General features: G+C 48.6%; 10 protein-coding genes. All 10 read right to left on the bottom strand.

Features of this window, described 5'->3' with window-relative positions; all coding sequences use genetic code 11:
* Nucleotides 1–31: 31 nt before the first annotated feature.
* Complete coding sequence (locus FE782_RS25180; RefSeq protein ID WP_158299537.1) at nt 32–2,731, bottom strand: right-handed parallel beta-helix repeat-containing protein; 2,700 nt, start codon at nt 2,729–2,731, stop codon at nt 32–34.
* Nucleotides 2,732–2,801: 70 nt separating this feature from the next.
* Nucleotides 2,802–3,851, bottom strand: a complete 1,050-nt coding sequence (locus tag FE782_RS25175) for an acyltransferase family protein (protein WP_158299536.1) — start codon at nt 3,849–3,851, stop codon at nt 2,802–2,804.
* A gap of 50 nt (nt 3,852–3,901) precedes the next feature.
* Nucleotides 3,902–5,098, bottom strand: coding sequence for an acyltransferase family protein (locus FE782_RS25170; RefSeq protein WP_138197128.1), 1,197 nt, complete (start codon nt 5,096–5,098; stop codon nt 3,902–3,904).
* Nucleotides 5,099–5,131: 33 nt separating this feature from the next.
* Nucleotides 5,132–6,679: an oligosaccharide flippase family protein gene (locus tag FE782_RS25165; protein ID WP_138197127.1), complete on the bottom strand. Its 1,548-nt coding sequence runs from the start codon at nt 6,677–6,679 to the stop codon at nt 5,132–5,134.
* A gap of 2 nt (nt 6,680–6,681) precedes the next feature.
* Nucleotides 6,682–7,869 (bottom strand): polysaccharide pyruvyl transferase family protein, encoded by a 1,188-nt coding sequence (locus tag FE782_RS25160; RefSeq protein WP_138197126.1) that lies wholly within the window; start codon nt 7,867–7,869, stop codon nt 6,682–6,684.
* Nucleotides 7,870–7,887: 18 nt separating this feature from the next.
* Entirely contained in the window at nt 7,888–8,979 is a 1,092-nt protein-coding gene (locus FE782_RS25155) for a glycosyltransferase (RefSeq protein WP_138197125.1), read from the bottom strand.
* Nucleotides 8,954–10,009 (bottom strand): glycosyltransferase family 2 protein, encoded by a 1,056-nt coding sequence (locus tag FE782_RS25150; RefSeq protein WP_138197124.1) that lies wholly within the window; start codon nt 10,007–10,009, stop codon nt 8,954–8,956. Before FE782_RS25150 ends, FE782_RS25155 begins: the two co-directional genes overlap by 26 nt.
* An 8-nt stretch (nt 10,010–10,017) precedes the next feature.
* Entirely contained in the window at nt 10,018–11,157 is a 1,140-nt protein-coding gene (locus FE782_RS25145) for a glycosyltransferase (RefSeq protein ID WP_138197123.1), read from the bottom strand.
* A 31-nt stretch (nt 11,158–11,188) separates the two neighbouring features.
* Nucleotides 11,189–12,421, bottom strand: a complete 1,233-nt coding sequence (locus FE782_RS25140; protein ID WP_138197122.1) for a glycosyltransferase — start codon at nt 12,419–12,421, stop codon at nt 11,189–11,191.
* A complete protein-coding gene (locus FE782_RS25135; RefSeq protein WP_138197121.1) occupies nt 12,418–13,083 on the bottom strand; it encodes an acyltransferase in 666 nt (221 codons plus the stop codon). Before FE782_RS25135 ends, FE782_RS25140 begins: the two co-directional genes overlap by 4 nt.

The following is a 13,083-nucleotide window of genomic DNA, read 5'->3' as shown; positions in this document are numbered from 1 at the left end:
CGGGCCGATCCCCGGGCCTCGACGTTTTACCTTACTGTCCAGAAATCAGCTCATTATTCCTTTGAACGTCCGCCTTCTTCAAGTCTAACGTTGCGTTCACCAGAACATTGTCCGTTACCGTAAATGCAGGTGCCCCGGCTCCTCCGTCTTGCGTCGAAACTCCCTTCGACGCATTGTTGGTGACGATCGTATTGGACTTTATGACGGCATTACCGACTGCATTTCGATTTACCTTCTCTCCGCTCTTGTAGAACTGAATCAGATTTACAGGTTGTGCAAGATGCTCCGCTCGAATTTCATTCCCCTCGATCAGCAAATTCCGCGCTTGTTCCACATACAGCGCTTGCCCCCAAGAGCCATTGATTCCGATTTTGGAGTCGCGAATCGTAAAGCCCACTCCATCACCGCTTACATGAAGAGCCCTTCCCGACACCGAAATCTCACATTTATTCAATGCGTACGTACCCTCGCCATTTACAGAAATCGTTCCGCTTCCTTGACCGGATGCCGTGAATTTGCAGTTGTTATATGTTCCCCGGGGAAGATCGATTCCGTACGTCGAATTATACCCTTCTATCACGAGATTATCGAAAATGCTGCCGTCGGCAATTTCTCCCGTCAGATTCCGAAGCGCGCTCTCGCCCTTCATAGATACGTTCTTCATATGGATCGGTTCGCCGTATAAAGTAATCCCCGAGGTTCCCTTCTTTGTGTTCGTCATCCTCAAATTCGACACCTGTACGCCGAACTTAACCTTGTTCGTGACCGTAAATACCGAGTCTGTCAAGGTAAGTTGATCGACGACGACATTGGGACCTTGGAAGGCCGCCGTTGCGTCGCTCATCGTATTATTGATAAACGTAGCATCGTGCGCGGCGCTGATCCCGGAACCTACGAACGTATTGTTTTGCACCGTCGCCCCTGTGAATGGATCAGAAATCGCCAATCCGATTGCTTTGGAGGAGCCTAACCGATTCCCTTCCACCACCGCATTGCGACCGTCATACAGAATGATGTCGTAAAGTCTGTTATTGTAAAACTCGTTTTTTCGAATGTAAATGTTCGTATTTAACATCCCGTTTTCCCCATAACCGCCCTCGACGTCGATCCCGCTCATCGGAGCAGTGCCCCCGATGTCATGGATTTTATTCCCTTCGATTGTAACGTTATTGCCCCCGGCTACGGTGATTCCCTGACGTCGATTAAACGCAAACTCTGAATTTTTGATAACGACGGAATCACTCTGAACCCTGTTCCATACTTCGACGTACGCATCCGTCGCGCTTGCCTTGCGAAACACGAGATGGAAATGATTTGCTTCTGAAGGAATCGAAAGGATCTGTCTCATCGCGACATTCGTTTGACGCGAGAGAAACGAACCGTCGGCACGATAAAAATAAATATCGAACATACCTGGGAGATTACGCGGATTCGAAAGCTCGAAATATTTTTCAGTCGCAAACATCGGTTTTTTAGCAGGATCGAGCGTAACCGCCGTCTTCGTCCGGACGGCGGCGGGATCGGCGAGCATGTTCCCGGCTTCGTCTATATTGCCGGAGGTAAACCCAGTTTCATAAATATCTTGAATCAGTGTAGGCTTTCCGCCGACGATCGCTCCGTCTCCCGTAAAGTGGACAGCCTTCACCCCATCGATCGTAACGTTGTTTGCTCCGGCGATGGATATCCCGTATCCGCCCTCATGGGTACCAGGCCCGTATGTGTCTTTAACCGCGTAATTGTGGGTATCCTTATCGCCTCGATACGTGCCCCCTCGGATGACTACGTTATTCGCGCCGTAGGGAACCAGCAAGGTCGTATAGCTTTCAGAATCGTTCGCCTCTTTCTGGAACACGGCGTTATCATCGGCCCAGAACGTCATGTTCGGCACCATTGTTATATATCCGTCCGACCCGATCGTGTTTTTCACGGGTTTAGAAATCAAATACGTCCCCGCCGGTACCTTGAACACGGTATAACCGGCTTTATGCGCCCAGACCAAAGCATCGTTAAACCCCTTCGTCGTTTCCTTCGCGTGCGTACCGTCGCTGTAAATATTCCAATCCCTGGGGATAAGTTCATACACGTTCGGCAAAACGGGCGGCCCGGATATGACGGAACTCGCCGGCCGTACATTCGAATCGATCGTTCGGAGTAGCATCACGGCAACCTCCGCCCGAGTAACCGATCGATTCGGCTGGAATAACCCTTGCGAATTCCCCTCCACGATCCCATTCCCCGCAAGTGTCATAACGGATTCATACGCCCAATGTTCTTGGCTGACGTCCCGGAAGGCGAAGCCACTTTGATCATCCTCAGGATAAAGATATGCTCTTGCAAGCACGGAAGCCGCTTCCGCCCTTGTCATTCCGTCATTGGGGCGAAATGCGCCGTCCGGATCTCCGGCAAGCAAACCAACCGAACGTCCAGCAGCGATTTCGTCCGTTGCCCAGTAGTCCGCGGGTACGTCCCTAAAGGGAACGGTGAACGAGCCCGCAGGTTTTAACTTCAATGCGCGGATCAAAACGGCGATAAATTCCGCCCTCGTAACGCTTCGGTCCGGCCGAAACGTACCGTCTTCGTATCCTCCGACCCATCCTAGGGCCTGGAGACGCATAATCCCCTCTGCCGCCCAGTGGTTTTGGATATCGGTTAACGCCTTCCTTGCTGGATCCGCCGCAGACATACTAGGAATTGCCCCCATCATCATCGCTGCGCATAATGTCAGCGCCATCCACCTCTTCATCCCTTCACTCCCTCTGTGCTATTTTTTTACGAATCCTATGCTCGCCTCCTTCGATGGGTTAGGTAGCCACTGGAATCGAATCGCTCCCGTCCTTCGCCCTCACAGCACCGTACGCTCGAAGCATCTTCCTCTGAAGCGGTCTTTCAATAAAATTCGTGATCACTACGGCTAATAAAATTGAAACGACTACCGGAACCGCTAGAATCCCCGGTTGCGTAAACCCTCTGTCCTCCAGATAATGAAGGATCAGATAGCCTACATTTTGGTGAATAAGATATAGACTGTATGAGATTGTTCCTAAAGCAATGAGGGGCTTGTTATTTAGCAGCCGCAGATTCCCTGTTAGTAACGCGTAAAATAGCAGGTAAAACGCCGAGACGATCACTCCTGACAAAAAGGAAAAGAAAATAAACTGATATGCCGCTGCGAGGACGATAATGACGTGGGGAACGATCCGCTTCCCGTTCTTTAGCTCGAAAAACATGACTCCCGCAATAAAGAGATTGGAATAATTTACTATCCCGAGATCGCCGACGATCGGATGAATCATTCCTGCAACAAACAGCAGTTTCAACACATATATCGTAACCATCCAAACCCACGAAATGGTCAACGGACTTCTAAGCAATCCTGTCGCTAGCAGCATTCCGCAGAATACATAAAAATGTAATTCCACCGCCAAGCTCCAATATGAACCGTCCACCAGAGGAATGTCTACTCCTGGAACCACCCCTTGGAGCATGGTTGCATTCAAAAGAGCGTCAATGATACTGATGGACAACGAATCAAGTCCAGAGTATGTCGATGTCGCAAGAAAAGTGAAGGCTACCGCAGTGAGATAGGCCGGATACAACCGAATCGCGCGCTTTACCCAGAAATCCTTAACCGATTCACACTTCCGAATGGTCATGTATATGACAAACCCGCTTATGATGAAAAACAAATGAACCCCGTAGGCTCCGTATTGAAAGAAGGAACCGCTGGTATCTATGGGATGAATCGCATAATTATGGTTGTAAAAATATACGTAATGGAATAACATGACCGCCAATGCAGCCAAACCCCTTAAGGCATCCAACTCCGATATTCGATCCCGAATTCGATCCAAAGTTTCATTCCCCCTCAGTCTCAGGTCTCATCACACCTTCATTCCGGCGTTCATATATGAACGGAATGCTCCTTCCTAACGAAGTTTCGCTTTTTGGTATCCATATGCTTCGCTACCGATCTCCCGGCCCAGATCGCAGGTTGTTCCACATATTTGTACACGAAGGCAGCCGCAATTACGGAAACTGCCGGAACGAATGCGAATGCGACCGGCAAGGGAAGTAACCTCCCTGCATAGGAACCAACCAGCATAAGAACCGGAATGTGCACCAAATAAAGGCTGTAGGATATTTTCCCGAGAAACATTAGCACTCCGCCGCTCAACACCCTATCCAGTCGCTTCATGCTTAGGATACAACTGAACATCGCGAGAATCCCGGCAGCGGAAACGACGTCCAAAACAAACGGCGGCAGGGCATCGACGAACCAATATAACCATCTTCCGCTAACCGTTGAGATAGCCAACAACAACACCCCCGCTTTTAATGGGAAGGGGGCGCGTTGCAGCGACTTCGCGATGACGTCCTTGTATTTTGCCAAGAACGCGCCTAATGCGAAAAACAGCATGTAGTACACGGATTCTCTAACGGAAAAGATAAAAGCCGACAACAGACCTGTCGTGGCATAGTTGGATAGAAATCCTAGACCAACATATGCAATAGCGATCATAACGAACAATGCCGTGAAAGAACGGAACAATGAGTTCCGTGCGACGACGAGCATGATCAGAGGAAATACGAACGAGATTCTCATCTCATGAAACAATGTCCACACTACGCCGTTCACATTGGTTAGATCGTAATTAATCATGAGCAAATACGAGGTCAAGGCCTTCATGTCCAGAGGATGGTTCCATCTTTCGTTATAGGTATGGCTTAAGCTCTCGATCGGCTGATATTGCGCGAACAGGACCAAGAGTATGCAGGAAACCGCCATGACAACGATGTAAGGGATATAGATACGGAAAAATCGTTTTATGGCGAAAGATGCGTAAGCGGGCGGTCGCTCCTTTAAGAAAGGAAGAGCCAATACAAACCCGCTAAGAATAAAAAACAGAAGGACCGCTTCTTTTCCAGCCCAGACTAGATGGAGCGGCGTATTCGTAAATAGCTCCAAGAACGAACTTACATGCTTGTTTGAGTAGTAGGAGTCGTGGAAGAGAGGGAACGAAATAAGACAGTGGAAAATAACGACGACCATAGAAGCGATTCCTCTGACAGAATCGAAGGACTCGATCCGGTTTGACATAGACACCCTCCCTCGTATGGCAATAATGATGACTCAACCGAAATTTTGCACGGCCGTTCTCTTTGTTTGCCTTGTAACGCCCCTCCACAAGGAGTGAATCAATTCCTTCTCATAGCGATTCATTCCCATAGCATACATTGCTGCGCAGTACAAAATCAGGAAGACGACTGTCTTGACCGCGAACCACCAAATCCCGAACCCCGGAACGATCGCATTGACCGCAAGTCCGATTGCGAGGACGATTGCCACTGGAATCGACATTTTTGCGATTTCCAGCCAAAATTTCGGGATGTCGATATGTATTTTCTTATAGTAATAAATATTGATAATGATGATGTTTCCGACTACCATCGAAGCCGCAGTGCCGATCGCGCATCCAATGCCTCCATAGGCTTGAGCCAATGGAATGCTGACCGCAAAATTCAGGACAGCGATAATCAAATAAGTAACGGAACGGAATTTATGCTTGTTTTTCGCTTGCAGTATGGTTAGTCCCATATTTTGAATCAAGGGAATCGTGAACGGGGTGATAAGCAATAATGCGATGTAATACGCCGACGAATATTCGGGACCTGCCCACATTTCGATGAAGGGTTTGCCGAACAGCGCAAATCCGGTAAGTGCTAAAGCCATAATGATGTATTGAATTCGCCCGATGCGAATGAACAGATCCGATAGCTCCCGTTCGTTCGAATCGCTCTTGACGACGATCGTCGTTACTCGCGGAAGGAACATGCCTGAAATTGCCGTCGAGAACTGCATGTAATACATATTGAACTGGGAGGCAATGGCATAAATGGACACCATGGCCGTGCCGGAAACCGCACCTAAGATAAGTTGGTCCGTCGTCCAATAAATTTTATCCACGATAATGGCAAGGAAGATGAACGAAGAATAGATGAAAATCTCCTTCATGAGCTTCCAATCAATATTTCCAAACAGAAACTTTATCTTAAGTATTTTCAAGCAATAGTAAACATTAATTCCTAAAAACAATACATTCAGAATCGAGTTGGCGATAACCATCCCAAGCGAGGCATATCCCATATAAAGGACGCAAATGATCACGATCGGGTTTAACACTGTCCGAAGCAATCCCATCAACTTTGGAAATACGAATCTTTCATAGGAAACAATGATTGAACTGAAAACCGACAACGGAAAACCAATGGCCAGATTAAGGATCAAAATGAAGAACATAACTCTAAACTTCGACAGTTCCGTCGCAGTCAAGCTACCGTCGAATAACGGATTCATGGCGTATCGGTATATGATGAACCCTACTACAAGCGTGACCAAAGCGATCGCGGTATTGATGACCACGAACATTCCGTTCACGCGATACTCCTTATCCTTATCCTCCAAGGCCCGATATTTAGAGATATACCGGATGCTCGCATTCGTAAAACCTAAGTCTAAGAGGCTTAACGTAGCGATCATGGAGCCTACTAGCGAATACAACCCGTATTCCGCTTGCCCTAACATCCGAAGCATAATCGGCGTATAGATCAACCCTACGAAGTTGCCTATAAATATGGTAACAAAGGATAAAATCGCTCCAGCTTTGTACTGGTTTCTCATAGTTACCTTCCGGAAACTAGTTTCTTCAATTCGTTGCTGGCGAGAACGACTCTACTCTTATAGTCGGGCATTATCTGCTTAAGATGCGCCCGAATCGAATCTTCGCGGTTCCAGATATGATTGAACGCAGTAATCAGATCTTCCGTACTTCGAATCTCTTTCACTGATATCACCATGTCTTTCTCCGAACCGAAAATGTCGCGGGCGATTCCGCGCGATTTGACCGAATACCCCAGAACTAACGTAGGAACGCAAGTGGAATAGGCTGCGATCGTTGAATGCGTTCTAGCTCCGATGAACATTCGGCATTGCGAAATGACATATTTCATTTGCATACAATTGAAGCGAGCCTCGACGATAAACACGCGTTCCTCATTCCCCGCCCTGGCAAGGACCTGACGCATGACGTCGAGATCGCTGCTGTGGCTCCAGAATACATGCGGAATCAACGCAATCTGGGAATCCGTATGCGAGAGAAGATGTCTAATGAAGCCCGCGTACATATCGATGACCTGTTCCTGATCAATGTCCGTAGAAAAAATATAAGGACTTAAATTGATGCCGATCGTATTTCTTCTTGCGAATTTCGCCGGCAACTCAACTTCTTCGTAGTCCAATTGGAACGCTGGGTCAGGAAACAGCTTCGTGTTTTTCGCAATGTTTTTGCGAAGCAATAATTCGTACGTTAGACTCTCACGCGCGATGATAAGATCATAACTGCTTAGGTCGCGAATCATTTCGTCATCCATATTCTTTTCTTCTAAAGAGCAACCCCAAAGGACGGTTTTCGCCCGTTTCCGTTTGGCTTCTTTATGGCTCAGATACAGCCATTTGGAATCGGTATAACAATAATTATCGCCCCCGATCGAAACCGCGAGCGTTTCTTGACCGAACAGCTCGTAAAGATTTTTTTGCGCCAGAGTCACATAGTAGTCCGCTTTTCCGAACAGTCTGTTCATCGCCGCGGCCTTCATATGGTCGACGGACTTCCTCGTTACATAATTCGAGTAAGGAACGATATTCATATGACTCGACAAGCCGACTGCCTCGTCTTCGTCTTTATTCAGCGAACAGAGATACACGGGGGTTTCCTGCAGCTGATCCCGCATGATTTTGTAAGTCCCTCTTACGATCGCCTCGCAGCCTCGATTCCCGCTACCTCCATGGCTATACAGCACAACTTTTTTCACGATGTTTCCTCCATAGATTCAAAATAAGTTTTCTATTTCCCTCAGTATCTTTTGCTTTTCGAATTTCTTTACTGCTTCGGCGCACGATTTTCGGTAGGTTGCATAAAGTTCCGGATCGCGAATCATGCGCTTAAGTCCTGCCAACAAGGAGGTTTTATTATTGTCGGTCAGCAAGCCGTACTCGCCTTGCCCCAGTATCTCCTCGGGCCCTCCGCACCTCGTGGCGACGACTGGAACCCCCAGCGCCAACGCCTCCGCAACGACCAGTCCAAACGATTCTGTTCTCGAACAACAAACAAGCAAAGATGATTTTGCAACATAGGGGTACGGATTGCTTTTAAAGCCTAGAAGCTTAATCGCATCCTGAACGTTGGAGTTGTCGATCTTTCTCTTCAGATCGTCATATAAACTGCCTTCACCGATAATCAGCAGTTCCACGTTCTCCCCTTCCCGAAGCAGGTCGACCACGCAGTCGACAAGCATGTCGTATTGCTTTTCCTCGGAAAGCCGGCCGACGCAACATAATCGAAATATGCCCTCCTTCAAATCTTCCTCGACGTTTTGCTTGGAACAATCGATCAGGAATGGAACATCGATCGGGTTATAGATCACCGTCATGTCCGGCAATTGCATATATGCGGCGTAAGCTTTCTTGATCGATTCGGAAACCGCGACCAATGCGTCGTAGGTTCGGATCGTCTCCCGTAATTTCGCTTTATCCGGGATAAAGGACAAGTTAAAATCGTGATAGGCAGGATCGTTATGGAACCAGATCAGCTTCTTGGTTCGTGAATTTGCCCCCGAGACGATCTTCGTCGGATACCCTTCCTGGAACGAAATCTCAACGTCGTAACGTTCTCGAATGTACCATCGATGCAATAGCGATCGAGGAGCGTGCATTAAGATCCGATCCAATCCTTTAAACCGTCTGCGAAATAACGCTTTGTAATTCACTTCTTTCGGAAGCATGTCTCGTAACGACGGGTTGTATTGTCCCGTCATCACGGTAATCTCGTACTCGCCGGTATTTAGCATGCCGGTATAAGCAGACAGCGTCTTTTCCAATCCCCCGATAGACTCGCATTTAGCGACGAACAGCAGCCTTTTCATTTTTTTTGCTCCTTACCTTCCGATAGACGATCAAGGAATAGTAAACAATAAAATAAAAATAAGGATTTTTCGATCGAATGGCCTGTATAAGAATCAGGGGATACTGCTGCTTAATTTCATTTCCTTGAGTGACAAATTTCTGAATATGTTCATCCCCTAGCAAAACACCAAGCTGTTTCTTAATTTGTAACGCTTGCGGGAAACCTCTTTTAAAATTTTCGTCTAAGCAAAACAAAATCAGCTCCATATATCGCTTGTCTAGCGCCGTCCTTGTTTTTTGATCGTAACACCGGTTCACTTTGCAAAAGTCTACGATCGCGAAGTGGAGGTCGTTCAACACGCGAAATTTATCCGGTCGAAAGCGATACGTTAAGGTAAGGTTCGAATGTTGGACATAGTTATAATAGATCTCCTCTTTGACGGCAAAGGCGTTGGTGCGGTCGAGCGTCTTAAGGACAAAAAGGGTGTCCTCGCCTAGACTGATGTCTTGATCGAAACGAATTCCATGATCGGTTAATATTCGTTTTCTGAATAATTTAGCGTAACAGTAATTGATATAGGAGTTTAACAGCAAATCCCTGAAATGTTCTCCGAGCTCGGATTTGCTATATTCCCCAGGCGGCTGCCGATATTCTTTCGTTACCAGAAACCGACCACCGCGCTCCTCCACCTGGCGAATGCCACCGATTACGAGATCGATCCCTTCGCTTATCCCCTCAAGCATCCCAAGGATGTAATTCTCGTCGACAAAGTCGTCGGAGTCTACGAATTGAACGTATTCCCCATTACATTGTTCAATCCCAAGGTTTCTAGCAGCGGATACCCCTCGATTTTCTGTATGAAACACCCTTATATTTTCATACCGTTCCTGATACTCGTCGCAAATCGGACCGCTGCGATCCGTTGAGCCGTCGTTGATCAGCAGCACCTCAAAGTCCCGATAGCTCTGCGATAGAAGGGAGTCGACACATCTTCTTATGAATTTTTCCGCGTTATACACAGGAACGATGACGCTAATGTAAGGTTGCATTTCATCACCTAGGAAAATAAATTTTCGATCTGCTGAATGGAACGTGCCATATTAAATATATTTCTGCGCTCTAGCGATTTACGCTTGAACCGATGACGAACCTCTTCGTTCGTAATCAAGGTTTTGATTCCTTCATAAAGAGACCTCGAGTTATTGTCTACCAAATACCCATATTCTCCGTCCCCTAGCAACTCGGATGGACCCGCGCAATTCGTGCTAACGACCGGAAGCCCCAAAACCATCGCTTCGGCGACAGCCATGCTGAATCCCTCCGCTTTGGAGGAACAAACGTAAACGTCGCACATTTTCAGGAGACGGTACGGGTTCAGATCAAAACCCATTAATGTCACCGTATCCTCCAAGTCATGCTGTGCGATAAACTCCTCCAGTTTGCCCCGCTCCTCACCTTCACCTATGATCCAAAGCTCCAATTGAAGACCGTCATTTTTGAGCTCACGGACGGCCTCCAACAATTGGACGTATCCCTTTTCAGGAACAAGTCTCCCGATTGAGCACAACAACATCTTACTCCCGCGTGTATTCAGGCGGAATTCGCCGCTTTCTAAGCTACGGTTTACAACCGACGCGCTATCGATCGGGTTGTAGCATACCGTCACCTTCCGGCTCTTAAACATCCGCTTCTCGAATGCATCCTTAACATTGTGCGACACGCACACGATGTGGTCGAAGGTTTTATAGCTGTTTATTTGGTCGTCGAGGTCCGAATAATAGCTGTCGGCATAGCTGTGATTAATGGGGTCACAATGGAGCCACGCAATTTTTCGGCTTCTGGGGTTTGCCGATCGCGAGACGAACTTGGTGGCGAACCCCTCTACGAAACCGATTTCGACGTCGTATGTGTCTTTCACAGTGAACTTATATACCCAAGAAACCGGCAGCCGATAGATGAGTTTATACTTCACTTTGTACCAGAATTTACGGAGGTAACTATCCCCTTCGGTCGGTCGCTCAAGGATGGGCGCCACCTTGCAATAACTGCTCACCGCTTCCGTATAGATGCCGCCATCCACTACGGTTCCGACCGTAATATCGTATTTTGCCGGATCAAGATGCTTGACTAGATCCGAGAGCACCTTTTCAGCTCCACCGCCGCCAAGGCTTTCGATAAAAAAGAGCACTTTCTTCATAGCATCCTACATCCGTAGATTCTGATCATCTTCATCCCCATGCCCCTTCACCCCGAGCCATCACGCGATAAAGTTTTTTCAATTCGTGGCTGTTACCGTAATCCCGCTGCGCGACGTTGCGGACGAGCCGGCGTCGCTCCTCTTCGTCTAAATAAAGCGCCTCGATCCCCTGGGCAATCCCCTCCGCGCTCAACTCGCAAATCCGGCCGTCGACGCCGTCCTCGACCTGACTGTGCGCGGTCGGATAGCCCGTGATCAGAATCGGTTTGTGCAAAATTTGCGCTTCGGTGACGGTAACGGCTTTGCCCTCGTATCGGGAAGGTTGCACGTACAAATCGCAAGCCTTAATGTATGGGTACGGGTTGGATTTCTTCCCGACGAGTCGGAAGCTGTCCTGCAGCCTATGCGCTGCGATCATTCGTTTCAGGTCGGCCTCGTAGCCTCCATACCCGACTACGAACCAGCGGATGTCGTCGTACCCCTTTTCATGCAGGAGTCGAAGCGCCTCAATCGCCAAGTCGAAGCCCTTGACGAAGGACAGCCTTCCAACGGATACGATATCGAAAGTCGCTTGTCGTTCGTCCTTCCGCATCTCTTCCGGAAGGGCCGCCTCGTCGGCCAGTTCCTTGACGAAGCCGGGCGAATTGATGTTCTCTACGAGCACGATCTTCTCGGCAAGCGTTGGATATCGCGCCACAAATGAGGATGTGCATGCCTCGGATATCGAAGCGATATGAACGAATCGCTCCCATATTTTTAAGTCTCGTTCGTTGTCGATCTCGAGTTCGCCATAATCGGTATGAATCCAACCGACCTTGACGTCAGCGTCGACTTTATCCGCAACGTAATCGTGCGGCCATGCGTAACTGATTGCTATGTCGTATCGGCACTGTTGCTTAGGCAGAAACATTGAAACGTACTTCGCGATGAGTTGCATCTGTATGTAGCCGGCGTCTTCTTTCAGATTCCGGGATCGCGCTTGCCAAACCGCGGCGTATTTGCAGAACAGCCTCGTGAAAACCGCAAACCACTGGCCGTCCCGTAGGCATTGGCCTAACGGCTTACGAAATACGGAGAAACGCTTATTCTCCGGCAACAGGTTGACTCGGGTCGGAATGAGCCTAACCAGATCGCCAGTATGGCTGAAGAGAAGCAAATCAACCTCGAACCGTTCGTAGTCGAAATGTTCCAGCATATTGATTAGGCTTCGCTCGATGCCGCCGATTTCGAGATCGTACGCGGTAACCAGAATCCTCTTTTTCATCCCGCACCCCCCCTTCCCGATGGTGTCGGCTGCGCCGCCGCGGCGGCCTCCGAGCCAGACGGGATCGGAATATGCCGCGTTTCCCTTCGGTTATAAAACAGCGTATTCGGCTCGACGTGGCCTTTCACGACACTGCCCGCCGCGATGACGGCGTTGTCTCCGATGACGGTGTCTCGCAGCACTACGACGTTGGATCCGATCCATACGTTGTTGCCGATGATCACCTCGCCCTTCAACAGGCGGCCGCCGGAGACGCCTTTATAATCATGATCGTGATCGTTAATGCATACGTTGGGCGCAATCTTCGTCCGTGCACCGATGTGGACCCGGTTGACGCAATTGATATTGCAGTTGTCGTTAATGAACACGTAATCCCCGAGCATAAGATCTCCGTCGTAGTCAACCCGAAGGCTGGCGTTCTTGCGGATGAAGACGAACTTGCCGATGCGAACGCTCGCCCTCTTATGAAAAATCTCGATCTTGCTGCTGCCTTGCATCGCGAAGAGGAAACCGCTGATATTCGCAAAGTATAGGACCCGATATAGCAAGCCTCGCAATAAACCCAAGAGATGTGAGGCATACATGAGAAAGACCATATACGCGCCCCTCTCGTCCCGCTCCTGCCTTATCGTGGCCAGCGCCTTCCGGAACAATCGAATCAT

The organism is Paenibacillus antri, from assembly GCF_005765165.1.
GTDB classification, from domain to species: Bacteria; Bacillota; Bacilli; order Paenibacillales; family YIM-B00363; genus Paenibacillus_AE; species Paenibacillus_AE antri.
This window is presented reverse-complemented; position numbering and strand designations above follow the sequence as displayed.

What these genes read in the sequence shown, in the direction of transcription:
- FE782_RS25170 (WP_138197128.1), bottom strand. Translation starts at nt 5,098, where the DNA reads ATGTCAAACCGGATCGAGTCCTTCGATTCTGTCAGAGGAATCGCTTCT.
- FE782_RS25140 (WP_138197122.1), bottom strand. Translation starts at nt 12,421, where the DNA reads ATGAAAAAGAGGATTCTGGTTACCGCGTACGATCTCGAAATCGGCGGC.
- FE782_RS25165 (WP_138197127.1), bottom strand. Translation starts at nt 6,679, where the DNA reads ATGAGAAACCAGTACAAAGCTGGAGCGATTTTATCCTTTGTTACCATA.
- FE782_RS25145 (WP_138197123.1), bottom strand. Translation starts at nt 11,157, where the DNA reads ATGAAGAAAGTGCTCTTTTTTATCGAAAGCCTTGGCGGCGGTGGAGCT.
- FE782_RS25135 (WP_138197121.1), bottom strand. Translation starts at nt 13,083, where the DNA reads ATGATTCGATTGTTCCGGAAGGCGCTGGCCACGATAAGGCAGGAGCGG.
- FE782_RS25155 (WP_138197125.1), bottom strand. Translation starts at nt 8,979, where the DNA reads ATGAAAAGGCTGCTGTTCGTCGCTAAATGCGAGTCTATCGGGGGATTG.
- FE782_RS25180 (WP_158299537.1), bottom strand. Translation starts at nt 2,731, where the DNA reads ATGGCGCTGACATTATGCGCAGCGATGATGATGGGGGCAATTCCTAGT.
- FE782_RS25150 (WP_138197124.1), bottom strand. Translation starts at nt 10,009, where the DNA reads ATGCAACCTTACATTAGCGTCATCGTTCCTGTGTATAACGCGGAAAAA.